The organism is Streptomyces sp. Da 82-17, assembly GCF_046098215.1.
Taxonomy (GTDB): Bacteria; Actinomycetota; Actinomycetes; order Streptomycetales; family Streptomycetaceae; genus Streptomyces.
On record NZ_JBJURH010000016.1, the window covers coordinates 179,213 to 205,931 of the forward strand.

Sequence of the window (26,719 nt, forward strand, 5' to 3'; positions counted from 1 at the left end):
CCCCCCGCCACCTCCCCCTCCGCCGACGACTTGCGCCGTACCTTCCCGGCGGAGCGGAAAGGCCCCAACGGCACTGTGGGGGAAGGCAGTTGGTGGGGCTCCGCGTGGATCGACGCGTTGGAGGAGTCCGCGCTCGACCCGGCACGCCTGGCCCGCGGGCGGGACTACGCGGGGCACGGCCGCGTGGACGCCGTGACGGTCACGCCCGGCCGCGTCCTCGCGTACGTGCACGGCAGCCGCCCGCGGCCGTACCGCGCGAAGATCTCGCTGCCCACGTTCACCGACGAGGAGTGGGACCGGTTCCTGGACGCGGCCGCCGCGCAGCCCGGCCACATCGCGGCGCTGCTGGACCGCGAGATGCCGCGCTCCCTCGCCGACTGCGGGGTGCCGCTGCTGCCCGCGCCGGGCGAGCTGCACCCGGAGTGCTCGTGCCCGGACAGCGGCCGCCCCTGCAAGCACGCCGCCGCGCTCTGTTACCGGACGGCGCGGCTGCTCGACGAGGACCCGTTCGTGCTGCTCCTGCTGCGCGGCCGGGGCGAGCGCGGCCTGCTCGCCGAGCTGTCCCGGCGCAACGCGACGCTCGCCGCCCGCTCCGGCGCGGCGTCGACTGCCGCTCGCATGCCGGGAGTTCGCGCCCGGGAAGCCCTCGCGCCCCGCGTACTGCCCCCGCTGCCGCGCCCCCAGCCGCCGCTGCCGCACCCGGAGCAGCCGCCCGCCTACCCGGCGGCGCCCGGCGGCCCCGACCCGTTCGCCCTGGACCAGTTGGCCACCGACGCGGCGGCGCGTGCGCACGCGCTGCTCGCCACGGGCGAGGACCCGGTGGCCGAACTGTCGCTGTGGCAGGACGCGGTGCGCATCGCGGCCGCCCGCCCCGGCTCGGGCCTGACGGGCACGAGCCGCGCGCAGTACGAGTCGCTCGCCGCCGCGGCCGGGCGTACGGCGACGGACCTGGCGCGCGCCGTCGCGGCCTGGCGGCAGGGCGGACGCGAGGGCCTCGCCGTCCTCGAAGAGCCGTGGGACCCGCCCGCCGGCCGCTTCGACCAGGCCAGACCCGTCCTGCGCGCCGCCGAGTTCCCACCCTTCACCCCGCACCGCAACCGCCTCACCCACCCCGAGGGCACGCTCCAACTGCGCCTGGGCCGCGACGGCTTGTGGTACGCGTACGAGAGCGAACCCGGCCGCGACGACTGGTGGCCGAGAGGCACCCCCGACCACGACCCGATCGGCGCCCTCACCGCCCTGGCCGGGGGCGAGGCTTGAGAGAAGGGAGGGCTCATGCCATCGAGGGACAAGGCATGTGTCTCCCCATGGAACCGGGTACACCTGCGGGCGTTGTCGAGAATCGGTGCCTTTGGAGGGCATATGAGAGCCAACGTCGGTGACCAGCTCCTGGTCCACACCCGTGCCGTCGGCCTGCGGGAGCGAACGGGGGAGATCGTCGAAGTGCGGGGGACGGACGGCGCCCCGCCCTATCTCGTCCGTTTCGACGACGGTCACGAGACCCTCGTGTACCCGGGGCCGGACTGCGAGGTCCGGTCTGCTCAGCGGTAGGAAAATCTGGTCCGCTCAGCGGTAGGCAAGCTGAGGATCCAGCCACCCGTGGCGGCGAGGCCCCGGCCAGGACGGCCGGGGCCTCGCCGCGTCGCACGAGGAACCTCTCCCTCAGCTGACATCCCCCGGCACCCCGCGCGCATTCCGCACGGCGAGCGCCCCAAGTGCACGTTCACGCCCCCGCCGTAGGTGCAGGGAGGCAGCGACAGGCTGTGCATGTCCCATGGCGGGCCATTGCCTCCGTGATAGACCGTTTCGGCATCCCTTGCGAAATTCGCACGGGTTTCCCACCCCTGAAGGAGCGTCAGATGGCTGACAACACGGTCGAGGTCAAGGTCCCCGCCGGATTCGGACAGGTGCAGATCAAGGCGACCGTCAATGCGCAGTGGCTGCAGAAGGTGACGATCAAGGCGGACGGCAACCCGTACGGCTACCAGTGGATCGGGGCCGGTGAAGGGAGCGCGTTGATCGGCGCGACGGCGATGGACCGCTCGCGGGACCGGGTGATCGAGGCGGCCCTGGAGTACAGCGAGGACGGCGGCAAGACCTTCAAGCCGAGCTCCCTCCGGGTCGACACGGTCCGCACGCCCACCGAGCCCGCCGTCACCGTCACGACCATCGCCAGTGAGGACGGTCGCGACACCGACTTCAACGACTCCGTCATCCAGTTCATCTACTAGACGTTCAGGCCCAGTTCGCCCACCAGCAGATCAGGCGCAGACCGAGCCCGTCGCGGAACGGACAGCGGGCGCGAAGGGCCCGGTCGCCCCTCCGAGAGCTGGACGAACAGGCCCGGCGGCGCGAGCCCGGATGACGAGATTCGCTGCCTCGCCGCCGTTCGGCCGATTCCTTCGAGTGCCCGACCAGCCGAATCGCGGCTCCGCGTTCACGCTTTGGCGCGACCTGGTCGAGGAACTCCCAGCCACTCCTGGGGCGACGAGAAGGCGGAGAAGGGTGAGGACGCCCCGATCAGCTGGGCGGCCACTCCTGTGACGCCATGCGGTCCGGGGAGGGGGTACGACCCAGGCCCTATGACGGCCACACGTCTCGGCCCTGTTGGAGGTCGCGGCCTGAGAACCGAACTCCATGGCTGCTCCGGGGGGTCGCTGTAGAGCGTCACGAGACCGTGCTCCCTGTTGCTCCTGGCCTGCTCCAACAGGTCACGGACCGTCCGAAAGCTACGTCTGGTTCCGTCATCGTCCAGCGACAGCTGTGTGTTCCCTGCCAACGACAAGAGGATGGAACTCGCCCTCCCCATCGCTTCGTACATCGGAACGCCGTCCGGCACATGGCCCCGTCCCTGGACCAGTAGCCCCCCGAAGGCAGTAGCCCGTAGGCGGCCGCTTCGACGATCGCTCGGTAGACGGCCTCGCGGTGAGCACGAGTCTCGGCGTGTAGGCGCTCGAAATCCGCGGGCTCGCCCCCTTCGAGGCGGCGACAGGTCTCGTCCAACTCTCGGAGGCTCAGTACCAGCCGATGCCGACCACCTGGAGGTCACCCGCAATGCCTCTGCCGACCGCTGATATGGCGTGGCCGCCCACCGACCACCAGGCGCGGGCCGCGCTCGCCGACTGGGACGCCTGGTACTCCGCCGATCCCGACCGGCTCGAAAACCGGTACAGGGCCGCGGCTACCGCGAGGCTCGGACAGCCCTGTTTCGGGCGATGAGGACGCAGACGATCGCTGCTGCGCCGGCAGCTGTCATCGCCCACCAGGCAGCAGCCGCGTTCACCGTGAACAGCACTCCGCACGCCAGTGGTCCGGTAGCTGCCCCCAGCGATACCCCCATCTGGCTGTACGCCGTTGCCCGTTGCTCCTGGCCTTCGTACGGCAGGCCGATGACGTAGTGCAACAGTCCAGCCCAGCCCCAACCGCCCCCGTACGCCAGCATGGCGCCCACGGTGGTCAGCGTGAGGGAAGTGGGCGTCAGGAGCGCGGTGCCTGCCGCTCCCGTTGCGAACATTCCGGTCAGTGCCGCCCACGCGGCCCGAGGAACCCGGCCGATGAGCCAGCCGGCGGCCAAGCGGACGGCGATGTTCAGCGCAGCGCCCGCCGTTGCCACAGCACCTGCCGTCGACAGGGACGTACCTCGACTGGTCAGCGACAGAACCAGGAAACCGCCGAGGCCGTTTCCCACCATCGCCCCGAAGAACCCCGCGCCGCTCAACGACAGCAGAAAGACGTCTCCGCGCAGCGGGGGCTGCCGGCGCCGTTCGACTGTCGGATCGGGATCACGCGCGGCGATGTTCGGGGATGCGAAGACGGCGGCCACGCCGCAGAGCAACGCCGTACCGGCGAACACCGCCCGCCAGCCGGCCGGCCGGACCGGCAAGCGTCGGCATCGCCATGCTCGAGAGCAGGGTCGCGGCGGGAACTGCGGCCTGCTTGAGGCCGAACGCGAATGCCCGGAGTCCGGGTGTACATCGCCGCATGAGCAGAGCGTTGGTGTGGGGCTGGGTGTAGCCGTAGGCGAAGCCACCGAGTGCGGAGGAGAGCCACAACCCCACGGCCGGTGCCGCCGCCGCGGAGAGCAGTCCCAGGCACGTGGCTCCCAGCGCGACGACCAAGGTGCGTTCGATCACCGGGGGGAGCGCGGCCTTCTTGCTGACAAAGGCGCCTGACAACGAGGCCAGCCAGTAGGAGGCCAGGACGGCTCCCATACGTGCCGAACTCCAGCCGAGCTCCGAGGAGATCAGGCCGTTCGCCGCCCCGGGAAGAAACACGGGGAGCGATGTGAGGACGGTGACTGCAGCTACACCCGCCGCGGCGGGAAGGCCCGTGGAGGGTGAGTCGGTTGCAGGCGTCGCGACATCGTCGCGCGTGCGGACGAGCAGGCTCATCGGATGTTCAACTCCACCTGGCCGGACGGCTGCTCTGCTCCCTCACCGAGCACCGCTCGCGCGATGGCGTCCGCGTCCCCCAGCGTCACAGAGTCGACCCCTGGACGCACACCTGCCGCCGTCGCCCAGTGCACGCCTTCCGTTGGGACGCCGAGCGCGAAGCGGTGGGGGTGAGGGCGAGCGTGGGCGTCGACGAGGCGGCTCGGGCGTTCGGTCACCGCCAGCCCGCCGGTCTCGAAGTGACCGCCGTCGGGGTTGGGGATGCGGTACGGGACTGCCTGGCCGGTGTCCAGGAGATGCCGCAGCAGCGGGTCGGTGGTCGTGCGTACGTCAGAATCGTGGATGCGAGCCTCGATGACGGTGGTCACCCTTGTGGGCGTCCCCGGCACTGTGGCGGACGAGACCACGAAGCCGCTGCCGTCCACCTCCGGCACGACACGCATACCCGGCCCCACTGGCTCCAGTACACCGGCGCGTATCAGCGCGGCCATCTCCGCGATGCGACGTCTCGGCGGACCGATGGAGAGAGCGGCGTTGAACGGCGAGTACCAACCAGCCAGTTCGTCCCGGTAGGAGTCGCCCGTGATCCTGCCGTGATCGACAACCTGCCGGATCTCGTTGCGCAGATCCCGCAGGGCGTCCAGCGCCGACTTGACCGGGTCCTCGAGATTGCCGCCACCTGCCAGGGCTGCGTCCTGCTCCAGGTACGTCACCAGCCACCGGGTGAATTCCCCTCGCTCACACAGGACTTCTTCGCCGTATGGCATCTCGACGGCCGCCCAGTCCCAGTGATCGGCCGCGGGAATGCCATAGGCCAGCAGGAGCTGCTCTGAGAGGGGGTTGTGCTCGGGGAGCGCCAGCGAGGCGCTGAGGAACGCCGCCGTGGTCTCGGCCGATGCGCCGCGCTGCCGCAACAGCGCCCGGTAGTAGACGAGTTCCACCTCGCGAGCGATCAGCGGCCACACGTCCCGGCGGAAACGCACGTCCCCCTTCGCCTCCGCGCGTAGGCGCAGTGCCCGGATCCGTGTATCGGTCAGCAATACCGGTTGATGGCGCTCGCCCCTGCCCTTCTGGTTCTCGCCGCGGGCCTGGTAGGGAATGCCCCGGCGGGAGCCTGCGTACAGTCGCGGCTCGCGGCCGGAGGGGTGGTAGTCGAGCCTGCCGTCCGCCCGCTCCGTGAAGACTCCGCCGCGGCCCTGGGTGAGCAGTGCCAGGTAGTCGAAGAAGGTGAGTCCGAGGCCGCGCAAGGCGACCGGTTCACCCGGACCGATCCCGCCGAGGTCCATCTCGGCGGGATTGCCCGGTCCGATACGACGTCCGCCGGCCGGAGGGACCGACGACTCGGCGCTCGCGACGTGGCCCAGGGCCAGAACCACGGAGTCGAGCCCCAGGCACTCCCCTCCCGCGAGGCGCAGCACCTGTGTCGCGCCGTGCTCGTCCAGCGCGACCGCACTGTCCTGGTGAACTTTCACTGTCAGGTTGGGGGGCGCGGTCTCCACGGTCCGCTGGAGGGCCCATCGCAGATAGTGCCCGTAAAGGGCGCGCGTGGGGTACGAGTCAGGGCCGAGAGCCCGAGCCTCTGCGAGAACGTCGTCGGGGTACCCCGCAGCCGGCCCCGTGGCCGTCAGCAGGGTCGCCCACTCGTACAGGTCGGGGCCAGGGGTCACCGGGCCTTCGCACGAGACGCTGCTATCAGTGAACACGGTGATCTGCTCCGCGACCGTGTTCATCAGCAAGTGGGGAGACTGGTCCGTGCGCCAGACCCTGCCGGCCCCCGCTGGAGCGGGATCGATGAGATGCACGGTCACGGAAGCGGCGTCCGGTCGTGCCGCCGTGTTGGCACACAGCCGCTCCAAGACGGTGAGTCCTCGCGGCCCGACACCCACGATCCCCACGCTCAGCCGACTGTTCAACGGCAGTACCTCCGCCCCTCTGCTTCCTCCGGCCTGACAACAGCTGCCGAGGGTAAATCCTCGGCGGCACAGCATTCATGCGGCCGGCGCTCATTTATGCAGTGGGTTCATGAATCCATTCATGCGGCCGGTGAATTAATGCGCAGTCGCGTCTATTTCCCACGCTTCCGCCCGCTGGCTAGATTTCGAACCGGCGGCCACGGAATGCCCATGGGTTCGTCGCCGAACAATGCGCGGATACGGGGGAGCGAAAACGCGCGGGAGCCCCCGTGTCCACGCGGCACATTCATTCGGCCGGCCCGGTCTCTGATCCCATGCAGGGTCGGACCCGGCGGCCTCGCACCGCATCCACGCAATCCGGATGGGAGTTCGTATGAACCACTCAAGCGGAGTTGGCAGCGCTCCGAAGTACAAGCCCTACAACCGCTCGTCCATTAATCGGGCGCCGCAGTGGGAGCGCATTCCCCTCGATCTGCGCGAAGCTGTCGACGTGGTTTCCCATGTCTTGCCGTTCCGGACCAATCAATACGTTCTCGACGAGCTCATAGACTGGGACCGCATCCCGGACGATCCAATATTCCGGCTCAACTTTCCACACCAGTCCATGCTCGACCCGGACGACTACGTCACGCTGCGCGACTTGTTGCGCTCGGGCGACAAACAGCAACTGGCCAAGCAGATCCACGTGGTCCGGTCACGCATGAATCCGCACCCGGCCGGCCAGCAGTCGCACAACGTCCCGAAGCTCGACGGCGAGACCGTCCCCGGCATCCAGCACAAGTACGCGGAGACGGTGCTCTTCTTCCCGAGCGCCGGTCAGACGTGCCACGCCTACTGCACGTTCTGCTTCCGCTGGCCGCAATTCGTCGGCGAGGAAGACCTGAGATTCGCAGCCCGGGATGCCGAGGGACTGGTCGCCTACCTCAAGCAGCATCCCGAGGTGACCGACGTACTGATCACCGGCGGCGACCCCCTGATCATGCGCACGGCCACGCTGGAGCGGTACCTCGAACCGCTCTTGGCGCCAGAGCTGTCCCATGTCCAGAACATCAGGATCGGCACGAAGGCCGTGGGCTACTGGCCGCAGCGCCTCGTCAGCGACGTGGACGCCGACGACCTGCTGCGTCTGTTCGAGCGTGTAGTGGATGCAGGCAAGCACCTCGCGTTGATGGGCCACTACAACCACCCGGCCGAGCTGCGTCCCGCCATCGCACAGGACGCTCTGCGGCGCATCTCCGCAACCGGTGCCGTGGTGCGCATGCAGTCCCCGGTACTGCGGCACATCAATGACGATCCGGCCGCCTGGCACGAACTGTGGACCCAGGGCGTGAAGTTGGGCGCGATCCCCTACTACATGTTCGTCGAGCGCGACACCGGCGCGCGGTCCTACTTCGAGCTGCCTCTGGTCGAGGCGTACGACATCTTCCGCACGGCCTACTCGAGCGTCTCCGGCCTGTCGCGCACAGTGCGTGGGCCCTCGATGAGCGCGTTCCCCGGCAAGGTGCTCATCGACGGCGTACCGACGATCCGGGGCGAGAAGGTCTTCGCCCTTCAACTCCTCCAGGCTCGCCGGGGCGGACTCGTCCGGCAGCCCTTCTACGCCAAGTTCGACCCCGAGGCGACCTGGTTCGACCAGCTCGTACCAGCCTTCGGGGAGAGCCGGTTCCCCTTCGACGAGGAGCCGAACGCCAACACTGCCTCCTCCTCGGCCGGCATGCCGCTCGATCTCGTGGGGGTGTGAGCCGCATGGCCAACGACGCCCATCCGGTCTACGAAGTCCTGGCTCTCCGGTTCGGCACGCATGACGACCGGCCGGCACGGGACAACTTCCTCGTCGACGAAGGCCAGTTCACACCGGGCAGCGACATGCCCATGGACTTCTACCTCTGGGTGATCCGCAACGACCGGCACTTCCTCCTCGTGGACACAGGATTCCCCGAGGAGATGGCCGAGCGCCGCGGACGCACCCTGTTCCGCGACCCGGTCGACGCGCTCACCGACCTCGGCATGACAGCCGATGAAGTATCGGACGTCGTGATCACTCACATGCACTACGACCACGCGGGAAACCTGGACCGGTTCCCCCACGCACGGATCCATCTCCAGGAGGACGAACTCCGGTTCTGCACCGGGCCCGCCATGCGTCACCGTGTCGTGCGCAAGCCGTTCGAGCCGATCAACATCAACACCGCGGTACAGGGACTCTTCGAGGACCAACTCGTGCTCCACTCAGGGCAATCCGAGATCATCCCGGGGGTCACGGTGCACCCGGTCCCAGGCCACACGCCGGGCACCCAGGTGGTACAGGTCCCCACGGCACGGGGCTGGGTCGTGCTCGCGAGTGACGCCACACACCTGTGGGCCAACATCCGGCTGCGCAGCCCCTTCCCGATCCTCGACCACCTCACGCCGATGCTGGAGGGGTACGACCGGATCGAAGCGCTCGCGGACGGCGACGACCACATCATCCCGGGCCACGACCCGCAGGTGGCGCTCCGTTTCCCGCAACTGCCGGGATCACCCGGCTGGTTCTGCCTCCACGAACCCGTGCTCGACGGCATCGACGCCGCCAGGACCGCTGGAGCAGCACGATGACCGCTCTTCACGTCGCCGTGGTGGGTGTCGGGCCGCGCGGTCTCAGCATCCTGCAGCAGATCTCCGCCCTCGCGACCGAACTCCCCCCAGGGTGCTCGCTGGACGTCCACCTCATCGACCCCGGTGACGGCGGCCAGGGGGTGCACTCCACGCAGCAGCCCGCACACCTGCTGACCAACACCGTCGCCAGTCAGGTGTCGATGTTCCGTGACGGTCAGGGGCCGTCGTTCACCCAGTGGGCAGCGGACAGTGGCTACCGGGAGTTTGCCGGCGCGTTCCACCCGACGGGTGACGCTTCGGGGGAACCGGTCGGAGAGCACGCCTATCTGCCGCGCCGACTCCTCGGGGCGTACCTCAGTTGGGTCTTCGACGAGACAGTCAAAGGTTTGCCGTCGCACGTCCGCGTCATCAACCACCGTGACCGTGCCGTGGACATCGAGCTGCGGGACACCGGACGGTTCGCAGTCCACCTCGAGAAGGGTTTCGTCGTCCTCAGCGACTACCTCTTCCTGACCACAGGGCACTGCGAGCGCACGCCCACCGAGGAAGACCGGGCGTATGAGGAGTTCGCAAAGGACGGCGCCGAACGAAACCCACGGCTCACCTACTGCTCCACCCCGTATCCGGTCGGCCGGCTCCAGCAGATCGCCCCGGGCTCGACAGTCGCGCTCCAGGGGTTCGGGCTGACCGCGCACGATGTGATCTCCGAGCTCACGGTCGGCCGGGGCGGCACCTTCCACGGCTCGGGAACAGACACGGAATACCTGCCTTCCGGACGCGAACCACTGATTCGGCTGTTCTCCCGGCAGTGTCTTCCTTTCAGCGCGCGCGGGGTGAATCAGAAAGGGGTCACCGGGGCTCACCGGGGCCGGTTCTTCACCCCGGAAGCTGTGCAGCGGCTGCGGCAGCAGGCAGTTCAGCACCGTGGCGACCCCAGGATCGACTTCACGGAGGAGGTTCTTCCGCTCCTGCTGCGGGAGATGGGGTACGCCTACCGAACGGCAGAAGAGGGCCGATCCATCCCGCCGGAGGAGTACGAGCTCACCGCGGGCGACCGCCGCGTACTCGAAGAACTGCTCGACCCTCTGCACGGTAAGCAGTTCGCGAACCAGGAGGAGTTCAAGAAATTCTTCGTCGACTACGTCGTGAGCGACCTGGAGCACGCGGAGTTCGGTAACACGAAGAGTCCGGTGAAGGCCGCCACCGACGTCATACGCGACACCCGGGCGAGCCTGCGGGAAGCCGTCGAGTTCTCCGGTCTCACCCCCGATTCCCACGCCGTCTTCAACCGGACGTACGTGCCTGTCATGAACCGGGTCTCGTTCGGACCGCCACGGCACCGGAATCACCAACTCCTCGCCCTGCTGCGCGCGGGAGTCGTGGACCTGGCCGGCGGGCCGGGCAGCCGGGTGGTCCTCGACCGGGAAGCGGCTCGCTTCGCTGTCCGCACCGACTATCCCGACGGGCCCGAGGTCCTCCACGCAGACGCGTTGGTCGTGGCCCGCCTCGACCCGTTCCACCCCGAGTACGACCGGTCGCCGCTGGTCGCCAAGCTCCTTGAGCGCGGCCTCGTACGGCCTTACACGAACGGCACGTTCAAGCCCGGCGGCATCGACATCGACGAACGGGGCCGACCCGTCACGGCGGCGGGCGCGACGCTGCACTCCGCGTGGGCTGTCGGCTACCTGGTCGAGGGACCTCGGTTCTACACACACGCGCTGCCCCGTCACGCGATGGCCTCGCAGTTCACGCTCGACGCCGAAACGGCCGTGCGCGACATGGTCGCGGCCGTCAACCACCGCTACAGCACAGCCCAGGAGGAAGAAGATGCCAGTTCGGACCGGGAGCCAGTTTCCCTACCCTGAATTTCGGAAGCGCCATGCCCAGCAGCGGCCGGCCCCGATCGTGTGGCAGTGGGAGAACCTGGCCAAGGAACTCGCAGCAGCCGAGCACACGCAGTACGGAACAGTCACGCTTGCGGCGCCCGACGGAGACCACCAGGTCGTGCCGGGCACGTCCATGACTTTTCAGTCCGTGCGGCCCGGTGAACGCACCACCCCGCATACGCATTCCTGGTGGCATCTCTACTTCGTACGCGCCGGATTCGGCGTCGTGGTCTTCGACGAGACCGAAGAAACCGTCGAGTTGAGCGACGGCGACATCATGCTCATTCCGGCCTGGCACGTACACCACTTCGAGAACCGCGGGTCGGACGGTGACCTGCTGTTGCTCAACATGTCAAATCTTCCGCAACTGGCCGACCTGCACAACAAGTTCTCCAAGGAATACGCGTCGGCCGACCCCGAAAACAATCAGTAGTACCAGGAGGGACCATGTTCAAGCGCATCGATCACATTGGCGTAGTAGTGGACGACCTCGCATCGGCGAGGAAATTTCTGGAAAGTCTGGGGATGCGTCTGGAGCGGGCGCAGGAGGTGCCTGAGCGGAACGTGAAGATTGCCTTCTACTTCTGTGGGGACGGCCGCATCGAGCTCATCGAGCCCACGACGGAGGAGGCACGGCGGCGCCGGCTCGGCGAGGGCAACCAGGCCCGCATCGAGCACATCGGAGTCGAGGTCGACGACGTGCCCGACATCATGGCGGCGGTCCGGGGGCTCGGAGTCCAGCTGACCACCGACGAGCCAGTTCCGGTCGGCCCCAACCTGAACGCGTGGACGGAGCCCCACACCTCCAGCGGAGTCCAGTTCCAACTGGTCCAGCGGGATGCCGTCTAGCGGGGCGAACGGCGCCCAAGACAGGCCGCTTCACCGGCAGTTCGAACCGCAAGCCATCGACCGAGGTGCGAGTTCCTTGAAGACATCTCCCGCCCATGAGTCAACGCCCACCAGAGCACGCCGAGAGGACGCCGGTCCTCAAGGAAGGCGGCCTGTCTGGCTGCTGGCCTCGCTGCTCGGCGGCATGTTCCTGGGAAACGTGGACATCGCGGTGGTCAACGTCGCGATTCCGTCGATCCGTGACCGACTGCACGCGACCGGCAGCGAACTGGAACTGATCGTTTCCGGGTACACCCTCGCGTACGCCATGCTGCTGATCACCGGTGCCCGGCTCGGCGAGATCCGCGGCCGTCGCTGGACCTACCTCCTCGGCCTGGTCGTGTTCACCGCGTCCTCGCTGGCCTGCGGCCTCGCTCCGGGCGGCAGCGCCCTGGTGGGGGCACGCGTGGTGCAGGGCGTCGGCGCGGCCTTGATGGTCTCGCAGGTGCTGACAAGCATTCAGGTCAACTTCGAGGGGGCAGCCCGCCGGCGTGCTCTGGGCGCCTACACCGGTGTCCTCGGGGTCAGTTCCGTCATCGGGCAGGCGCTGGGCGGCGTCCTGGTGTCGGCCGACATCCTGGGAACAGGATGGCGTCCCATCTTCCTGATCAATGTGCCGATCGGTATCGGCCTGCTGATAGCCGCATCCGTCTTCATCCCGAACGATCGAGGCACGAGAAAGAAGAAGCTGGACCTGCGAGGAGTCGGGCTGCTGTCCCTTGCTCTGTTCCTCCTCGTGACACCCCTCGTGATGGGCCAGGACGCCGGCTGGGCTCCATGGACGTGGGCCTGCCTCGCCGGCTCCCTTCCTGTCTTCGCTCTGTTCGCCGTTGTGGAGCGGGGCGTCGCGAAGCGCGGAGGGGACCCGCTGATGAACGTCGGGCTGCTTGCCCGCGGACCCGTTGCCCTGGCATTGGTCTCCCAAGCCGCCACCCGTGCGGGGTACTTCGCCCTGCTGTTCGTCCTGGCGTTGTATCTGCAGCAAGGTCTGGGCAAGAGCGCGGTGTACGCAGGGCTGGTTCCCATCGCCTGGGTGGCGACCTTCGCTCTGGTCGGCCCTCTCCTCGGCCGGGCCGGCCCACGAGCCCGGCGGTCGGCCGCCCCGCTGGGGGGCCTTCTGATGGCGATCGCCTTCGCAGCCATGGCTGCCGGTGCCACGAGCACCGGATGGCTGGTCGTGCTCCTCGGCATCGGCGGCATCGGATACGGAGCTGCTTTCAGCGGGACTCTGGCCCACCTGACCGAGGCCGTCGAAGCTCGGTACGCACCAGACGTCAGCGGCCTGTTCAACACGACGCTGCAGGTCGGCGGAACCATGGGGGTAGCCGTCTTCGGCACCGTCTACCTGGGACTTGCCGAGCCCGGCACAACTCCCCAGGACGCGTTCAGCACGACGAATGCGGCGTTGGCTGTCGTGTCGGTCGCCGCCTGCGCCTTGATCCTGCTCGCGGGAAGAGCCCAGTCGGCTCCCGCCCGCACCCATTGACCAACCACTCGCACGTAAATGAAAGAGAAGGAGAAGCACGCTATGGACGTCATCCGTCACCCTGGAGACGCGACCAAGGGGCCTGAAGAGCGGTTCCAGGGAGATGTCTGGCTGTGGCCCCGCATCGGCGCCACTGCCAACACCGAAGTACGCAACGTACTGTTCACGCCCGGCTCCCGCAGCGCATGGCACCGGCACCCGGCCGGTCAGGTTCTGCATGTGACCGAGGGCGTGGGAGTTGTGGGGTATCGGGGCGGCGAGCGCCAGGAGATCAGGGCGGGCGACACGGTTGTCTGCCACCCCGGCGAAGAGCACTGGCACGGCGCCGGCCCGAGGACCTTCATGACCCACATCGCCGTCACGGACGGTCCCACCGAGTGGAAGGAGCACGTGACGGACGAGGAGTACCAGGGCTGAGCCCACCGGCGCGCGCGACGTCTCATGCAGGATCCGGGCTACCTGGGTCCTGCATGGACGATTCTTCACCGCATCGGCAGAACGTGAAAACAGGAGCGGCAGGAAACGACTCCCAGGCGACGGGAGGGTCAGATGCGTGCCTTACCCGCGAGCGGTGACCCATGGGGCAGGAATGCAAGCCCCTTCACGGCCTTGCATATGCTTCTGTCCATGAGTATCGAGCTGCACCACCTACGCGGGTTTCTGGCCCTGGCGGAGGAAAAGCACTTCACCAGGGCCGCCCAGCGGATGGGTGTGTCACAGCCAACACTCAGTCGCAACATACGGCGTCTGGAGGAACTCGTCGGCCGCCGCCTACTGGAACGATCCACGCGGCAGGTCGACCTCACCCCCGCCGGTGGGACTCTGTACGACCAGCTCAGCGTGCTCCTCCCGCGTCTGGAAGCGGCACTGCACCCGGGCCCCGACGAGGAGGCTTTCCGTGTCGGATTCGCCTGGGGCTTTCCCACGGGGTGGCCTCAGGAAGTCATTGCGACGTTCGAGGCCGAGACCGGGGTGCCGGTGAAGGTGCACCGGCGAGACGCGACACTCGCAGGAGTGGACCAAGGAGACACCGACGTAGCCATTCTGAGGGGCCGTATACAGGTGCCTCAGGGAATGGAGTCGACCACCTTGCTGCACGAGCGGAGAATCGTCGCGGTTTCCACGCGCTCTGAACTCGCAGAGCGGGAGGAGATCTGCTGGCGTGATATCGCCGAGCATTCACTCGTCCTCAACGAGGTAAGCGGAACAACAGACTTGACACAGTGGCCCGAGGAGCGTCGTCCCAACGTATCGGCCATCTGCCACAACTTCGACGAATGGCTGGAGGCAGTCGCGGCGAACAAAGGAGTTGGCGTTGTGCCCGAATTCGTCGGACGCCAGCACATTCATTCGTTCGTATCGTTCCTCACCGTGCCGGACGGTCCGCCGGTCCCTCTCAACCTCGTCTACCTGAAGCGCGGCGGTCACCCGCTGACACGACGCTTTGTCGCCATGGCCAAAGCCGCAACGGCCCAGCAGGAAGAGCGCAGTTCAGGCCCGGACGGACACGGGGCCTGATCCGACGTCCCTGGCCTCGCCGGAGTGCCTGACCGCCTCTCTCACACCGCTTGCCCTGGGCTGAACGGCCGATCCAGCGGGTGTCGGTGTACGCCTCTGCGGCGGGCCGTCCCCGAGCCGGTGTGAGGGCGCACGCACCACCTCGCCAAGCAGGACAAGCAGGGCCTCTGCCAAGGGCGTACGGCAGGCCACGGGCCACCTCGCAGAACTGGGCGACCGCCGCATCACGCACGTCGACGGCGGCCGCGACCCGGGCTCGGCCGAGCGGCGCCGCGCTCACCCTGCGGCGATGCGGCCTGGCTCGTGCAGTGCTATGCGCCGCAGTTGCTCCATGTGGTGGGGGTCGGACCGGACATGGCTGTGGCGTTGTTGATCGTGGTGGGGGACAACCGGGAACGGCTGGGCAGTGAGGCGTCGTTCGCCGCTCTGTGCGGGGTCAGTCCTGTCGAGCGTTCGTCGGGGTGGTGGCAGTACCGCCGTCTCAACCGTGGCGGCGACCGATAGGCGAATGCCGCGTTGCATCGCATCCTGTTCTGGTCGGACAGCTGCCACCGGAACCCTGCTCAGGGAGACTGTAAGAGCGGCAGCCTCCGCTGGCTGGCCGGGGGGCAGGTCCGGCTGGCTGTATAAGAGGTCCCCGCGGTTCGCACCAGCCCTTCGGGCCGAGGGGAGTTTCTACGCCCGATCTTGCAGCCCAGGTTCACTCACGGGGCCCCGCAGGGCCACTGTGCGAGCCGTGCTCACGCATCGAGAGGCATGGATGGGCTCGATTCGATCGTGGCCGGTGCGAGGTCAGGACTGCCCGGGCACCGTGTCCGCCCTGGGCACCGCGCAGTGCGGGCAGCGCTCGCGGCCGTCCCACGCGGACCAGCCAAAGTCGGCCGGGGTGAGGGCATGGCCCTCCAGCTCGTCGCGGACGGCCTCGCGGTAGGCCCAGACGGCGTCCAGGTAAGGGTGGTAGATGTCGTGGAACGCAGAGGTCGAGACGCCGGCGCCCGCGGCGACCGCCTTTCGGAGGGCGCGGAGGTGTTCGAACATGGTCTGTCCCTTGCCCGCGATCCGCGCGCTGGCGTCGAGGAAGAGGCGCTCGCGCACCTCGTAGATGCGGGCGTCCGTCAGAGCTGAGCGGCTCGCTTCCTCCAGGTCGATCGCCTCGGCGCCGTTCTGCGCGAGGCGGCGCAGTTCGGTGTGGGCTGCGCCTGCCGCCACGATGAACTCCGTGTAGACATCCCGGCGGCGCCCCTGAAGGCCGCGGCGGTGTTCCTGGCGGGTACGCAAGCGGTCGGCGAGCACCGTGCCCCCTATCGCGATCAGACCGCCGCCCAGCGTGGCGACCAGCGTTGCCCACTCCATACCGTGTCCCCCAGTCGATGTTCGGGGAGGGAGCGCCCCCCGTCTATCGTCTTCGTCGGCTCTGCAATGGCCCTTCGACGTACCCCAACCCGCCGCAGTCAAGAGAGGGTTGAGGCTCGCTCCGTCAGTCCTGCGGTGCCCTCGCGTCGTCCCGTTCCGCAGATCATGCCCGATGGCCGGGGCCGACCGTGCAGGTGGGAGGCACCAGCAGGTCACGGCCGTAGAGTCCGGCCACCACCACACACCGCTGACATCACACTCAGTCAGTCCTCCAAGGAAAACGAACCAGAACCGTTCTCGTGAACATCGACTCGTCCGGTGTCTGGTGACTTCCGAAGTCATGAACACCTGCTGTCGGAACTCGTGAACAAAGCCAGGTCGTGCATGTGTGCGCAGGTCAGGGGAGTTGTCAGTGGTGCGTTCCACAGTGAAAGCCCAACTGGCTCCACAGCCCTGCAGGCACTGCGGGAAACCCGCCAGCCTCCTCGACGACGACGCAGAGCCGTCCCACCAACTCTGCGCCGAGGGACGTGGCATCGGGTAGCGGGCCGCTTGGTCGATTACGTCCGGATCCAGAACTTCGAAGAGCTTGCCTCCATGGCTGTTCAGCGACAGCATCTGTTCGGGCAGCTTCCGTAGAGCTCGCCTCTGCTGCTCCCCAGCGTCGGCTTCCGCGGGCGTGGTTGCGTCCGTGAGTTCCGCGGCCGCGTTTCGGTGCTTCCCGCCGCCTGAGCGCTGCGGCAAGCGCCTTGCACGACGCGAGCATCGGAATGTGCCGACGAAGGGGGCCGCTGTGGCTCAGCCCACAAGCGGTGATCAGCCGCCCAGCCTCAGGGAGACCACCGCATGACCAACCGGCCGCCGCGCCCCCCGAGGCGCGGCATGAGCACGCTCGCGCTCGTCTTCTCGGCACTGGTGACGTTCTTGGTCGTCGTGGGTGCGGTGACGGCCCTCGTCATCAGTAGCGGCGACGGACAGTCCTTCGAGGTCGAGCCGTCAGACCTGGTGACGCCGTCTGTGTCAGGGGCCGAGACGGAGGCACCTCGATGACTGGATGGGGCGACGTCCACGCCCTGGGCGTCGGGTGCGAGCGCCTGGGCTCGTCCTGCGACTGTGTGAGCCACCAAGACGCCGCTCGGGCGGGGACAATGTCCGTAACGACGGTGAATCGGTGGTGAGCGTTCAGGGAACAGGCCGGTCTGCGGCGCCGGGACAGGCGCGATGTGACCGGCAGGTTCGCTGGGTGTGGGTTCGGACAGACCGTCGGTGCCGGGTGATCGAGCCGCCTCGCCTTCACGTCCACTCACCGCTGAGCTTGTCGGGCTGCCGGTTCCGTGCCGGTCGCCAGGGCGTTCTCGCTGCTGGTGGTCATGTTGGGACAGCGGGCCGTGACGGTGATCGTCGCAGCCTGCGGTCCCTGGTGAGGCGCCGCTCAGAGCACGTCGCGCTCCATCATGTCCTCCGTTTCGGCTCGGGTGATGAAGGAACACGATCCGGTGCTCAGGTCGACTGCGACTGGAAGGTTGCCGCCTAGCTGCATGTCGTCCTGGCCGTGATCGAGGTGGTCGACGTGGTCGTAGGGGGCGATGAGCCGCCCTCGGTCGGTGAAGCAGTACTCGGGGATGATCCTCACGTTGGAGGACAGTCCCCAGGTCCTGCTCCGTTCCGCGAGGAACTCCGCGGCCCTGGGTTCGGCTTCTTCCCGTTCGAGCATGGCAGTTGGTCCTCATGAGGTGGTGGCCGCTGTACGTTGATTTGGCCGGATCGGATCTCGCCCAGATGGAAGTTTGCACGACCACCAGGCGGACGACTTACGGACCAAAGGGCCGCTTTCCGTAGATCGACAGCTCGCCGCTGATTCGACGATGGAGCCGCTGCTCTTCGGCCCGGTGGCGTCTTCGACTCCCTTGTCTCTTGCGTGGCAATTGAGTTGAACTCTTGGAGAGTCGTTCGACACGTCAGTTGCGCGCTGATGTCCGCGTGAGACGGCGATGAGAGCCTCCGCACGGATCGCCGCATCTTCCTCGCGTCCACCGTCGCGGGATGAATGCAGGCCCGCACCTGCTGAGGTGATGCCGACGGGCCCAAGGTCGCCCCCCGGCAGGTGGGATCGAGCTGCTGGCCCTCACTGCGTTTCTCCTGCTTGCCTGTGAGGGCTGCTGTCTAACTGTGCGTCGGCGTGAACCGGCGGCTTCTTCTTTTCAGGGCCCTCCGCCCGAGGAGGGCGATGCCCAGGGCAAGCAGGAGCAGTACGGCGGTGACCGCCGCCCCGGTGGGGCTGCCTTCCTGCGCGCGGTAGCTGTCGATGGTTGTGAAAGCCGTGCCGGTGGCGCCTGCGATGAGACCTCCGACGAGGACCCACAGGCCCTCCGGGTTGACCGTCCGGTAGACGTCGGCTCTGATCGCGGCGAGGTCCTGGGGGCGAGGGGGGATCTGTTGGAGGGCGGCGGGAGGCGGCCACGGTTGCGGCAGACGCCGCAACACCAGTCTCCTGGCGCTCTGTCCGGTTCCCAGGCCGCAGTAGAGGTCATAGCCGCGCTGCCTGGCGTACCAGACGATCTCCTCGATCGACATGCCGCTGCCGCTGAAGCGGACGACCACCTCCGGCCTGCCGTCGAACGCCTGCAACACGTCGTACTGGCGCTGCTTGCGCAGTGCTCGTGTGCCCACGTGTTCACGCCGGAAATCGACGAATGCCCAGACGATCAGGGCCAGTACGACGGCCATGGCTCCGATGAGGAGGAGGGGCATCAGCAGGTATTCGGCGCTTTCCATAGCTTCAGCTGCCTCTACGGGGGGTCACTGATCGGGGCGCCGGTGCTGGGGGCTCCGCGGCGTCAGGTTTCTTGGGGTCCTGATCCTGGACATGGACGAATCGTGAGAAGGCTACGGGGACGAGTTCCTGAGCCTCTGGGATCTTTCACGGGCCTTCTCGCCAGCGCTCACCGCACTCGGCGTAGCTCCCCGCTGCTACCGCCACCGCCGGGCCGGTCCGCGAGTGAGCTGAGCTCCTCGCATCGACGTGGAACGTTCCCGGCAACGATCCTGTCATCATCCACCCCTGTGGCTCGAACACAACGTGGCCAGCGACCCTACGTGCTGGCCCTGAGTCGTGAAGGGGGGCCGAAAGCGCTGTCGGGCGGCGGCGGGTGGAAGCGTTCACGGCTCGGTGGCTGGGGGATGCGTGGCTCAGCTGGTGGGGGCGGAAGCGCCCACCAAGTCAGGGCCACCAGGCCCGCTGAGCTCGCACCGATGACGCACAGCGCAGCAGGCGAACCCCAACGTGACCGGATCAGGCGTAGCAGCAGCCAGCCCACGCATGCCCCGACGAAGACGATGATCGGCAGGGTGAGGCCCCCGCGACGGTACGTGACCACCAGGGCCACATGATGAGCGAGCCACAGCGCGATGACTGCGTAGACCATGCCCAGCACCACGACGACCGCGCACGCCCCCTCCAGCAGGCGCAACGCGAGTCGAATCCCGAGCATGGCTCTCTCACTTCCCGGTCCACTACCGGTCGCGGTCACGCGGGCACCGGAGTCAGCCACGGCGGTGGCGCTGTTGGTAGATGCCGCTGGCGGTGGGCGTGGAGGTGTGGATGGCGCGGGCGTTGCAGGAGACGCGGTCCATCTGTGCTTGGCGACGGGCTTCTTGCTCGATTCGTAGGCCGTCGGTCTCTTCCGTGTGGCCGCTGGAGCGGCGGACCAACACGAGTATCAGGAGAAGAAGAGCGATTCCTCCGAGCGAACCGAACAGGATCAGGATGGCGCTCATCTGTCTCCTCCTTCGGCCATGAAGGCCCTCGGGACATCAGGCCAGGGGGCCGGCGGCTCAGCAACGACCAGCTGTGCGCTGCGTCGGCACCGCTCCTACGCAGCTGCGCCCCATCATGCGTGTTCGCACCGTGCGGGACATCGGTAGAGGTCGGCAGCTGTCGCATGGGGGCGGCTTCCGGGACCCGGCAACTCCCGGCGGGGACAGCGGGTATGGCTCGGGCCGCGGAGCGGCCCGTGGGGTCAGGCCCCTCCTCTCCTTGCGCAGCTGGGCAGTTGGCGGCGTTCGCTGCACTCCCGCCACCTGGCGCACGTACTCCTGCGAGCGGCGCAGCACTCCGGCCGCCAGTCCGGCGCTCGCCAGGGTGTGCTTACCCAGCTTGATCCGGCAACTGCAGCCCTCACCGGCACTTCCCGCTGACGGCGGCCGAGCTACCGGGGCCCGTGGCTGACCTTCATTGAAGGTGGCAGGCGCAGGAGACAGAGAGACGGGGTCTCGTTAGGGTGTAAGGAACGCGTCAAGACGTGGCGCGGGGTGTGCCGGGAAGTCTGGTCGGCGTCCGTGGGGCCGTGTGCCCTGGTCCCGATGCCCCAGGAGTTCCCGTCGTGCGCACTGACCGTTCTCGCAGTTTTCTGGGGCTGCTGCCGCTCCCGGAGCGACAGGCCGTCACCGAGGCGCTGCGCACGGAGACCGTCGGCGGGCTGGTGCTGCTGGTCGCCGCGGTGGTGGCCGTGGTGTGGGCGAACAGTCCGTGGAGTGGTGCGTACGAGAACATCCGGGACTTCCACTTCGGGATACCTGCGCTCGGCCTCGACCTGTCCGTCGGTCACTGGACGGCCGACGGGCTGCTCGCGGTGTTCTTCCTCGTGGCGGGCATCGAACTCAAACGGGAACTCGTCGTCGGTGAGCTGCGCACTCCGGCGACGGCCGCACTTCCGGTGATCGCCGCTGTGTGCGGCATGGTGGTGCCCGCCGCGCTGTACGTCGTCACCGTCTCGGCGGGCGGCGGGAGCCTGGACGGCTGGGCCGTGCCGATGGCCACGGACATCGCCTTCGCCCTCGCCGTGCTCGCGGTCCTCTCCACCCACCTCCCGGCCGCGCTGCGCGCGTTCCTGCTGACCCTCGCGGTGGTGGACGACCTGGGCGCCATCCTGATCATCGCCGTGTTCTTCACCTCCGACCTCAACTGGTGGGCCCTGGCAGGGGCGTTCGCCGGACTCGTGATCTTCTACGCCCTCCAGCGGCTGCGGGTGCGCGGCTGGTGGTGGTACGTGCCGTTGGGCCTCGCGATCTGGGCGCTGATGTACAACGGCGGAGTCCACGCCACCGTCGCCGGCGTCGCGATGGGCCTGATCCTGCGGACCACCCGCGACGAGGGGGAGGACGCATCGCCGGCGAGCAAGGTCTCGCATCTGGTGCACCCGCTGTCGGCCGGTGTGGTGGTGCCGCTGTTCGCGCTGTTCGCGGCCGGTGTGAGCGTGTCCGCAGAAGCGCTCGGGGACGTGTTCACCCACCCCGAACCGCTGGGCGTCGTCATCGGCCTGTTCGCCGGGAAGGCCTTGGGCATCTTCGCCGGAACGTACCTGGCGGCGCGGTTCACCCGGGCCCGCCTCAACCCGGACCTCGCCTGGGCCGACGTGTTCGGCCTCTCGGTCCTCGCCGGAATCGGCTTCACAGTGGCCCTCCTGATCGGCGAACTCACCTTCCCCGGAAGCACAACCGGCGAACAGGTCAAGGCCGCCGTCCTCACCGCGTCCGTACTGGCCGCCCTGGTCGCCGCGCTCCTGCTCCGCTCCCGGAACGCGGTCTACCGGCGCCTGTACGAGGCGGAGACCGCCGACGAGGACGCCGACGGGATCCCGGACATCTACCAGAGCGGGCGCGGCGAGGGGCTCCCGGCAGCGGAGGCGGCTCGGCACGGTCGGGATGGTGCGGTGTCGTGATCAGCGGCTCTGACGCCTCGCTGACGGCCCGGTGATCATCGTGGCTGCGCTGGTGATCCGTACGGCGATGGACGAACTGCGCCGGCCAGGATCTTCCCGACGGCAGTGGTCGTTCGTCACCGACACGCGGGCGATGACTGGTGGGGGAGTGGCTGCGGCGGCGGTGACCGTCATCGGCTGGAGCTCTCTCGGCTGGGGTGCGGTCGCGTGGGCTGTCCTCGTGGGGTCCCTCACGGCATATGTGCTCGGGAGAGGACCCTCGGAGGATTGATCCGGTGGTCGGCCCCTTCACTGCTCGTTCTGCCGGAGCTCAGCGACGAATTGAGGCGAGCAGGGGCAACGAACGCCAGAGTCTGCAACATCGCGTGGGCTTGCTCTGCTGAGTCCGCGCAGTAGGTGGGGGAGTCGGTGCGCAGATGACGTAGGTGTCGCCGACGACGGTCATCCGCACGCAGAGGGGCCGTCCATGCCGCTTGTCTCGGTATTCAGGCATACGTCCAGGCTCCTCAGGGACCCGTCGAGGGTCCAACACTTGTTTGTCGGGTACTCACGCAACTCTGTTGTAGATCACTGTTGTTGGGCCGGAATCTGATGTGCGCGACAACACTGATCCCGCCTGCTGCGGGCCTAACTGGCTGTGGCCGAAGAGCTGCACTTCACCCGCGCGGCAGCCCCGCTTGTTCGCCGCACAGCAAGCACGCAGCCGCGATGTTCGGCGGTTGGAGCAACTGTGGGGCCGCACCCTGTTCCGGCGGACCAGTCGGCACGTCGCCCTCACCCCCGAAGGACAACGACTGCTGCCAGCTCTGCGCCGAGTCCTCGCCGCCCACAGCGAGTTGAGCGAAGAGCTCGGGCGACCCCTACAGCCCGAGCCATGCCGACCGCTGGTTGTTGATGTCGCCAACAGCACTTCCACTGGGCCGCGGGCGCTCGAACCTGCCCGAAAGCCGGCTCCTGTCTTGGCTCCCCGAGGCAGACACGCGTACCGCTGGCGCAGCTGACGAGAGCACACGCCACTCATAGCCACGCGGTGTACGTGCTCAACAGGGCGGCGGTGACCAGCGGCCGAAGTCCCGTCCGCCGACAGGCTTGCCTAACTGGGGCCCTGGACAACGGCCGCAGCCGTCTCCATGACTCAACGGCCCGAATCGGAATCGTGCGGGTTCTGCATCCGGGGCGGAGGTGCGGGCAGGGGTGGAGGGGTGGGCAGGGGTGGCGGCGCCGGCGGCTGTACGTGCGGGGCGAGCGTGCTCGGTACTCCTCCGCCCGCAGCCAGCCGGCCCGCCTGCTTCCTCAGCCGGACAGCACGGGCGACGGCCTCGCCGAGGAAGCCGACGGCGAGCAGGGCGAGTGCGCCTGCCAGCGGCTCGGCGGCGCCCTCCTTTGCTGTGTTCCACGCGCCGCTGAAGGCCGCGCCGACGGCCACGAGCGCGACACCGTGGAACAGGGGCCCGGGCCGGAGAACGGACCGACTGCGCAGCGCTGCCAGCTCCGCTGGCCGCAACTGCTGTACGTATCCCCGCACTTGGCCGCCCTTCATGACCTCACCGTCGACCACGAGCGGGTCCGGCGTGTCCTGGGTCCAGCCCCGTACGTAGCGTCCGTCGTCGAGGGCGAGGATCGCCGGGGCAGTCCAACCGGGCTGAGTGACCGCTGTCGCCGGAGTCCAGTACAGCCGTCCCGGGCGGGAGTCCAGGGCAGAAGCCAGCGCTTCGGCGTCCGTCGAGGGGTCGAGGAAGAGCGTCCTCTCCGCCGTGCCGGCGGTGAGACGCAGCGCCCCGGACCGCCTGGGAACGCGTCGGTTCGCGATCCGGCTGCGCGGCCCGGGCCCGTACGGGGCGGCAGGATCGAAGTCCACATGCGCGCGCGGCGGATGAGGCAGGTGGGTCCCAGCGGCGCATCCCCGCACACTGACCCGTACGGTCTTCGCCGTGCCGTCCTGGCACGCCTCGACGACGCGCTGCGCCGCCCTGCCGGCCTCACGCTCCTGGGCGTGGACGAAGAACCCTCCCCAGAGCAGAATCGCGCCGCCGAAGAACCCGGCCCGGAACAGCGCCGCACCGATCTGAGGTGGCCCGTCGCCGACAGCCGCGGCAAGAGCCCACTCCACCCCCAGGAAGAGGGGTACGAGCGAAGCAGCGACGGTGGCGACCGTCCGGAAACGGTCCTTGAACAACGGCCAGGGCGCGAGCAGGCGGATGGGGCCCGGAGGCGGCGGAGCTCCGGAGCCGCGCGGCACCCGCCGCGCTTCCTCCTGCCCGCGGCGCACGCGCAGGATCCGCAACAGCAGACCGACGCACACCACGGCGACACAGCCGAGCACGTCCCACCGCGGAGCGGGCGTCCTCATGCCGAGCCCCAGACACACCGTCGCAGCCGCGATCCCGCACCACACCACGCCCAGCGGCTGCAGCCCCCGGCCGCCCGCCGAGCCCTGTCGCCGTCTCATCGGTCGTCCGACCTCGTTGCGGAGTGCCCCGGTCCGAAGCGCTTCCGGAACACCTGGCGAGCAGGGCCGTCAGTGGAGCGACGAGGGCCGCGGTGCAGCGGTGGAGCCTCATGAGGGCTCGGGCCGTCGGCCTCCAACTGCAACCGGTTTAGGGACACTTCGACGGCTCCCTCGTGCAAGCCAGCTGTTTCGTGGTCTCCTCAGCCCGGGAGCAGGCGTCGCTCCCCATGTCTTCCTGGAGGGCGTCGAGCTTCCTGGCGTCCAGGTCGTCGCCCCTGGCCGTGGCCCAGATGTCGAGGATCCGCGTGCTGTCGTCGGTGAGGAACCCGGATCCGCCCACCTTCACTTGCCGCACTGCGTCGCGCTGCCAACTGGCCGTGATGTGCTGGGCGGGGTCGGTGCTGTAGGCGGGTGGGGTTCCCATCGAGTTCCGTAGGCGTTGCAGAACATCTGAACGCCACTGCTTGGACTGCGAGTCGGGGATGTCCTCGGCGATGCCGTCGTAGTAGCCGAGCCCGGCGGCGCAGTTCCTGCCCGGCGCCGTGTACGTGGGCCCCGCGGCCCGGCTGGGCACAGCCGCCAGGCCGACCGCGCATTGTCGGACGTGGGCGGCCCGCAGATCCGCGTACGCGTCGGGGGACTGGGACAACGCCCGCAGGACGTCGATCAGTTCGTCCAGCGGCGCGGACATCCGCACCGTCTTGCCGTCCTGCCAGGCGCCGTCGTCCTCGTGGTCGATGTACGCGTCGTTGACCGCGTTGAGGATCTCGCCGGTGTCCTGCGCGTAGTCGGCCAGGGCTGCGGCGACAGGTGTACGGAGCTCCTGCGCGATGGTGGGCTCCTGCTGCTGCTCGATCTCCTTGCCGACGGCGGTGAGGCTGGCTTGCATGACGCGGGCCTCTCGGAGGGTGTGCTCTCCGGGAGTCGGTCCGGTCGCGGCCTGCCGGATGGCCTTCCCGAGGTCGCCGCAGCTCATCTCGGCCCGGTACGTGGTGCCGAGGGCGCGCTGCAGCGGCTTGTCGGACATCAAGGCATCACACGTGGTCGCGGCCTCGTCGGTGCTGGAGCAGCCGACGGCTCCGGCACCGAGGAGGAGGGCAGATGCAGTGGCTCTCGCGACGCCTCCCCGCACCTTCGCTCTCGATCTTCTGCCCGCGCCGTCTACTGCTTGCACCTGGCGGCCTCTGTTGCCGGTATGTAGTCCCGCAGGAACGCCTGAAGGTGGTCATGCCTGGCTTCCGGATCCTTGGGCTTGTCTGCGTAATCCCCCATTCGTACTTCCGCCATCAGGTAGGCATAAGGTGCAGACTTGGCAGTCTTGGGCTTGCATCGCATGGCGACGAGTGCTCCCGTGTCCCCCACGGCAGCGCTGGTGACGCTCCCGGCCAGGTGAACGGATTCAGAATTCCCGTACCGAAGGCGGTGGGCTTCCGCGACGGCGTCGACCTTCTGGGTTTCCCGGTCCAAATTGATCCAGAGGTACTTGCCATCGCCGCTCTTCCCCTTGTCGACCTTCAACAGGCAGCGCTCGCTTACGTCTTGATCTTCGCCGATTGCGGCACGTATCTGTTCGTCCAGGGTGTCCCCAGGAGGCAGGAGCGGTTTGACCACGGACTCTTGCATGTTCACGCCGCAGATCTTCTTCGGAATGGCGTAGTTCCATCCCTCAGCCTTGCCCGAGCAGCCGACGAGGAGTGCGGCGAGCGCGCTGACCGCCGCAGTGGTGCAGTGCCGAGTTTTCATGATCCGTTTCCTGCCAGGCGGCGAGCCGCCGCGTTTCCGTCGTTCGCCGCGCTGACAAACTTGTCTCTGGTCACGTATTCCGTCTCGCCATTCGCTGCGCCGGGGTTCTCGGCCCGCCAGTGATCGGCCAGCGCGGTCCATCAGCGGCACCGGCAAGGTCACGCTGTTCGTCGTACGCGTCCTGCAGTACGGCGTGGATGCCCTTGGCCTCGGTGACGGCGTCGCTGAACTCCTTGTTGGCGTTGGCGACTTGGACCTGGGCGTACATGGGTAGGCAACGGTCACGGGGTTGTCTCCTGTCACCCGAAGTCGGAAAGGCTTGCGCGAACGGAGTTCATCTCGGCTTCGTTCGCCGATTCCGTGCGGGTGTGGTTGTGCGCGGTGGCGATGCACTGCTCGCCGATGTCGGCGCTGATCCGGGTGAGGCGCTTGGCCTGCTTGTCCCACGTCTCCATGGTGTTCAGGAGGGCTGCGCCCAGGTCGCCGCCCCACAGGTCACCGGCCAGCGAGCCCGCCGCCGCGCTGATCTCCAGGTCGTCGCCGACGTCACCGTTGGAGTGGACGAGGCTGGCCAGTTGGTTGGCGTTCTCGCCGGCGCGGTTCAGCGCGGCGGGGGCGTCGACTCCGCTGAAGCCGTTGGACTGCACGCCACCTGAGCCGCCGTTGCCGCCGCCGGACATGGTCTGGATGCCGTTGTAGTGGAGGCCGGGATCGACGGCGGTGCCCGGGGCGGGGTCGCGGTCGCGCACGTCGGTGGGCCGGTCCGGGGGCGGGAGG

The 26,719-nt window shown here is 68.3% G+C and carries 27 protein-coding genes and 2 pseudogenes; 16 read left to right on the forward strand and 13 right to left on the reverse strand.

The window, feature by feature from the left end:
- The 3 genes from ACIDOF_RS25675 to ACIDOF_RS25685 all read left to right on the forward strand — a co-directional run.
- A partial coding sequence (locus ACIDOF_RS25675) for an SWIM zinc finger family protein (RefSeq protein ID WP_409008446.1) occupies positions 1–1,260 on the forward strand: 1,260 nt, incomplete at its 5' end.
- Positions 1,261–1,362: 102 nt separating this feature from the next.
- A complete protein-coding gene (locus tag ACIDOF_RS25680; protein WP_409008447.1) occupies positions 1,363–1,551 on the forward strand; it encodes a DUF1918 domain-containing protein in 189 nt (62 codons plus the stop codon).
- 308 nt (positions 1,552–1,859) lie between these two features.
- A complete protein-coding gene (locus ACIDOF_RS25685; RefSeq protein ID WP_409008448.1) occupies positions 1,860–2,231 on the forward strand; it encodes a fucose-binding lectin II in 372 nt (123 codons plus the stop codon).
- Positions 2,232–3,181: 950 nt separating this feature from the next.
- Here the strand turns inward: ACIDOF_RS25685 and ACIDOF_RS25690 are convergent.
- Genes ACIDOF_RS25690 through ACIDOF_RS25700 form a run of 3 tightly spaced genes read right to left on the reverse strand, consistent with a single transcriptional unit; the run spans position 3,182 to position 6,286 of the window.
- Complete coding sequence (locus ACIDOF_RS25690; protein ID WP_409008449.1) at positions 3,182–3,823, reverse strand: MFS transporter; 642 nt, start codon at positions 3,821–3,823, stop codon at positions 3,182–3,184.
- The gene (locus ACIDOF_RS25695) at positions 3,783–4,391 is read right to left on the reverse strand and encodes a hypothetical protein (RefSeq protein WP_409008450.1); all 609 of its coding nucleotides are present in this window, start codon (positions 4,389–4,391) and stop codon (positions 3,783–3,785) included. The genes ACIDOF_RS25690 and ACIDOF_RS25695 overlap by 41 nt, the downstream gene beginning before the upstream one ends.
- Entirely contained in the window at positions 4,388–6,286 is a 1,899-nt protein-coding gene (locus ACIDOF_RS25700) for an FAD/NAD(P)-binding protein (RefSeq protein ID WP_409008482.1), read from the reverse strand. Before ACIDOF_RS25700 ends, ACIDOF_RS25695 begins: the two co-directional genes overlap by 4 nt.
- Positions 6,287–6,677: 391 nt before the next feature.
- On the opposite strand from ACIDOF_RS25700, the gene ACIDOF_RS25705 reads away from it, so the two are divergent.
- From ACIDOF_RS25705 to ACIDOF_RS25750, 10 genes and pseudogenes are all read left to right on the forward strand, one after another.
- Entirely contained in the window at positions 6,678–8,045 is a 1,368-nt protein-coding gene (locus ACIDOF_RS25705; protein ID WP_409008451.1) for a KamA family radical SAM protein, read from the forward strand.
- Positions 8,046–8,050: 5 nt separating this feature from the next.
- On the forward strand, positions 8,051–8,899 hold the full coding sequence (locus ACIDOF_RS25710) for an N-acyl homoserine lactonase family protein (RefSeq protein WP_409008452.1): 849 nt from the start codon (positions 8,051–8,053) through the stop codon (positions 8,897–8,899).
- Complete coding sequence (locus ACIDOF_RS25715) at positions 8,896–10,764, forward strand: FAD/NAD(P)-binding protein (protein WP_409008453.1); 1,869 nt, start codon at positions 8,896–8,898, stop codon at positions 10,762–10,764. The genes ACIDOF_RS25710 and ACIDOF_RS25715 overlap by 4 nt, the downstream gene beginning before the upstream one ends.
- Complete coding sequence (locus ACIDOF_RS25720) at positions 10,727–11,218, forward strand: cupin domain-containing protein (RefSeq protein ID WP_409008454.1); 492 nt, start codon at positions 10,727–10,729, stop codon at positions 11,216–11,218. Before ACIDOF_RS25715 ends, ACIDOF_RS25720 begins: the two co-directional genes overlap by 38 nt.
- A gap of 14 nt (positions 11,219–11,232) precedes the next feature.
- Positions 11,233–11,634: a VOC family protein gene (locus ACIDOF_RS25725; protein ID WP_409008455.1), complete on the forward strand. Its 402-nt coding sequence runs from the start codon at positions 11,233–11,235 to the stop codon at positions 11,632–11,634.
- Positions 11,635–11,818: 184 nt separating this feature from the next.
- The gene (locus tag ACIDOF_RS25730) at positions 11,819–13,159 is read left to right on the forward strand and encodes an MFS transporter (protein ID WP_409008456.1); all 1,341 of its coding nucleotides are present in this window, start codon (positions 11,819–11,821) and stop codon (positions 13,157–13,159) included.
- Between the two features lie 42 nt (positions 13,160–13,201).
- Positions 13,202–13,576, forward strand: a complete 375-nt coding sequence (locus ACIDOF_RS25735; RefSeq protein ID WP_409008457.1) for a cupin domain-containing protein — start codon at positions 13,202–13,204, stop codon at positions 13,574–13,576.
- A gap of 210 nt (positions 13,577–13,786) precedes the next feature.
- Positions 13,787–14,677 carry a LysR family transcriptional regulator gene (locus tag ACIDOF_RS25740; RefSeq protein WP_409008458.1) on the forward strand — a complete coding sequence of 297 codons (891 nt, stop codon included), beginning with the start codon at positions 13,787–13,789 and terminating at the stop codon, positions 14,675–14,677.
- A 163-nt stretch (positions 14,678–14,840) separates the two neighbouring features.
- Positions 14,841–14,972, forward strand: a pseudogene (locus ACIDOF_RS25745) (LacI family transcriptional regulator); the annotation flags it as partial.
- A 41-nt stretch (positions 14,973–15,013) separates the two neighbouring features.
- Entirely contained in the window at positions 15,014–15,181 is a 168-nt protein-coding gene (locus tag ACIDOF_RS25750) for a transposase (RefSeq protein WP_409008483.1), read from the forward strand.
- A 288-nt stretch (positions 15,182–15,469) separates the two neighbouring features.
- On the opposite strand, the gene ACIDOF_RS25755 is transcribed toward ACIDOF_RS25750, so the two are convergent.
- Positions 15,470–16,030, reverse strand: a complete 561-nt coding sequence (locus tag ACIDOF_RS25755; protein ID WP_409008459.1) for a CchlQ — start codon at positions 16,028–16,030, stop codon at positions 15,470–15,472.
- 882 nt (positions 16,031–16,912) lie between these two features.
- Between ACIDOF_RS25755 and ACIDOF_RS25760 the strand changes: the two genes are divergently transcribed.
- A complete protein-coding gene (locus ACIDOF_RS25760) occupies positions 16,913–17,080 on the forward strand; it encodes a hypothetical protein (protein WP_409008460.1) in 168 nt (55 codons plus the stop codon).
- A 382-nt stretch (positions 17,081–17,462) separates the two neighbouring features.
- Here ACIDOF_RS25760 and ACIDOF_RS25765 read toward each other — a convergent pair whose 3' ends face one another.
- From ACIDOF_RS25765 to ACIDOF_RS25780, 4 genes are all read right to left on the reverse strand, one after another.
- Positions 17,463–17,744: a hypothetical protein gene (locus tag ACIDOF_RS25765; RefSeq protein WP_409008461.1), complete on the reverse strand. Its 282-nt coding sequence runs from the start codon at positions 17,742–17,744 to the stop codon at positions 17,463–17,465.
- A gap of 449 nt (positions 17,745–18,193) precedes the next feature.
- On the reverse strand, positions 18,194–18,805 hold the full coding sequence (locus ACIDOF_RS25770) for a hypothetical protein (RefSeq protein ID WP_409008462.1): 612 nt from the start codon (positions 18,803–18,805) through the stop codon (positions 18,194–18,196).
- A 317-nt stretch (positions 18,806–19,122) separates the two neighbouring features.
- Positions 19,123–19,521 carry a hypothetical protein gene (locus ACIDOF_RS25775; protein ID WP_409008463.1) on the reverse strand — a complete coding sequence of 133 codons (399 nt, stop codon included), beginning with the start codon at positions 19,519–19,521 and terminating at the stop codon, positions 19,123–19,125.
- Between the two features lie 52 nt (positions 19,522–19,573).
- On the reverse strand, positions 19,574–19,807 hold the full coding sequence (locus tag ACIDOF_RS25780; RefSeq protein WP_409008464.1) for a hypothetical protein: 234 nt from the start codon (positions 19,805–19,807) through the stop codon (positions 19,574–19,576).
- Between the two features lie 605 nt (positions 19,808–20,412).
- Between ACIDOF_RS25780 and nhaA the strand changes: the two genes are divergently transcribed.
- Both nhaA and ACIDOF_RS25790 read left to right on the forward strand, forming a co-directional pair.
- Complete coding sequence (nhaA, locus tag ACIDOF_RS25785) at positions 20,413–21,750, forward strand: Na+/H+ antiporter NhaA (protein ID WP_409008465.1); 1,338 nt, start codon at positions 20,413–20,415, stop codon at positions 21,748–21,750.
- Positions 21,751–22,381: 631 nt separating this feature from the next.
- A pseudogene (locus ACIDOF_RS25790) lies at positions 22,382–22,706 on the forward strand (LysR family transcriptional regulator); the annotation flags it as partial.
- A gap of 179 nt (positions 22,707–22,885) precedes the next feature.
- Here ACIDOF_RS25790 and ACIDOF_RS25795 read toward each other — a convergent pair.
- From ACIDOF_RS25795 to ACIDOF_RS25815, 5 genes are all read right to left on the reverse strand, one after another.
- On the reverse strand, positions 22,886–24,199 hold the full coding sequence (locus ACIDOF_RS25795) for a hypothetical protein (RefSeq protein ID WP_409008466.1): 1,314 nt from the start codon (positions 24,197–24,199) through the stop codon (positions 22,886–22,888).
- Between the two features lie 148 nt (positions 24,200–24,347).
- A complete protein-coding gene (locus ACIDOF_RS25800; protein WP_409008467.1) occupies positions 24,348–25,226 on the reverse strand; it encodes a hypothetical protein in 879 nt (292 codons plus the stop codon).
- A gap of 134 nt (positions 25,227–25,360) precedes the next feature.
- On the reverse strand, positions 25,361–25,942 hold the full coding sequence (locus ACIDOF_RS25805; protein ID WP_409008468.1) for a hypothetical protein: 582 nt from the start codon (positions 25,940–25,942) through the stop codon (positions 25,361–25,363).
- Positions 25,943–26,012: 70 nt separating this feature from the next.
- Positions 26,013–26,210 carry a hypothetical protein gene (locus ACIDOF_RS25810; protein WP_409008469.1) on the reverse strand — a complete coding sequence of 66 codons (198 nt, stop codon included), beginning with the start codon at positions 26,208–26,210 and terminating at the stop codon, positions 26,013–26,015.
- Between the two features lie 31 nt (positions 26,211–26,241).
- On the reverse strand, positions 26,242–26,719 hold a 478-nt coding region (locus tag ACIDOF_RS25815; protein WP_409008470.1), incomplete at its 5' end, for a hypothetical protein.

What these genes read in the sequence shown, in the direction of transcription:
- ACIDOF_RS25680 (WP_409008447.1), top strand. Translation starts at nt 1,363, where the DNA reads ATGAGAGCCAACGTCGGTGACCAGCTCCTGGTCCACACCCGTGCCGTC.
- ACIDOF_RS25685 (WP_409008448.1), top strand. Translation starts at nt 1,860, where the DNA reads ATGGCTGACAACACGGTCGAGGTCAAGGTCCCCGCCGGATTCGGACAG.
- ACIDOF_RS25695 (WP_409008450.1), bottom strand. Translation starts at nt 4,391, where the DNA reads ATGAGCCTGCTCGTCCGCACGCGCGACGATGTCGCGACGCCTGCAACC.
- ACIDOF_RS25705 (WP_409008451.1), top strand. Translation starts at nt 6,678, where the DNA reads ATGAACCACTCAAGCGGAGTTGGCAGCGCTCCGAAGTACAAGCCCTAC.
- ACIDOF_RS25710 (WP_409008452.1), top strand. Translation starts at nt 8,051, where the DNA reads ATGGCCAACGACGCCCATCCGGTCTACGAAGTCCTGGCTCTCCGGTTC.
- ACIDOF_RS25715 (WP_409008453.1), top strand. Translation starts at nt 8,896, where the DNA reads ATGACCGCTCTTCACGTCGCCGTGGTGGGTGTCGGGCCGCGCGGTCTC.
- ACIDOF_RS25720 (WP_409008454.1), top strand. Translation starts at nt 10,727, where the DNA reads ATGCCAGTTCGGACCGGGAGCCAGTTTCCCTACCCTGAATTTCGGAAG.
- ACIDOF_RS25725 (WP_409008455.1), top strand. Translation starts at nt 11,233, where the DNA reads ATGTTCAAGCGCATCGATCACATTGGCGTAGTAGTGGACGACCTCGCA.
- ACIDOF_RS25730 (WP_409008456.1), top strand. Translation starts at nt 11,819, where the DNA reads ATGTTCCTGGGAAACGTGGACATCGCGGTGGTCAACGTCGCGATTCCG.
- ACIDOF_RS25735 (WP_409008457.1), top strand. Translation starts at nt 13,202, where the DNA reads ATGGACGTCATCCGTCACCCTGGAGACGCGACCAAGGGGCCTGAAGAG.
- ACIDOF_RS25740 (WP_409008458.1), top strand. Translation starts at nt 13,787, where the DNA reads ATGAGTATCGAGCTGCACCACCTACGCGGGTTTCTGGCCCTGGCGGAG.
- ACIDOF_RS25755 (WP_409008459.1), bottom strand. Translation starts at nt 16,030, where the DNA reads ATGGAGTGGGCAACGCTGGTCGCCACGCTGGGCGGCGGTCTGATCGCG.
- ACIDOF_RS25760 (WP_409008460.1), top strand. Translation starts at nt 16,913, where the DNA reads ATGAGCACGCTCGCGCTCGTCTTCTCGGCACTGGTGACGTTCTTGGTC.
- ACIDOF_RS25765 (WP_409008461.1), bottom strand. Translation starts at nt 17,744, where the DNA reads ATGCTCGAACGGGAAGAAGCCGAACCCAGGGCCGCGGAGTTCCTCGCG.
- ACIDOF_RS25770 (WP_409008462.1), bottom strand. Translation starts at nt 18,805, where the DNA reads ATGGAAAGCGCCGAATACCTGCTGATGCCCCTCCTCCTCATCGGAGCC.
- ACIDOF_RS25775 (WP_409008463.1), bottom strand. Translation starts at nt 19,521, where the DNA reads ATGCTCGGGATTCGACTCGCGTTGCGCCTGCTGGAGGGGGCGTGCGCG.
- ACIDOF_RS25780 (WP_409008464.1), bottom strand. Translation starts at nt 19,807, where the DNA reads ATGAGCGCCATCCTGATCCTGTTCGGTTCGCTCGGAGGAATCGCTCTT.
- ACIDOF_RS25795 (WP_409008466.1), bottom strand. Translation starts at nt 24,199, where the DNA reads ATGAGACGGCGACAGGGCTCGGCGGGCGGCCGGGGGCTGCAGCCGCTG.
- ACIDOF_RS25800 (WP_409008467.1), bottom strand. Translation starts at nt 25,226, where the DNA reads ATGTCCGACAAGCCGCTGCAGCGCGCCCTCGGCACCACGTACCGGGCC.
- ACIDOF_RS25805 (WP_409008468.1), bottom strand. Translation starts at nt 25,942, where the DNA reads ATGAAAACTCGGCACTGCACCACTGCGGCGGTCAGCGCGCTCGCCGCA.
- ACIDOF_RS25810 (WP_409008469.1), bottom strand. Translation starts at nt 26,210, where the DNA reads ATGTACGCCCAGGTCCAAGTCGCCAACGCCAACAAGGAGTTCAGCGAC.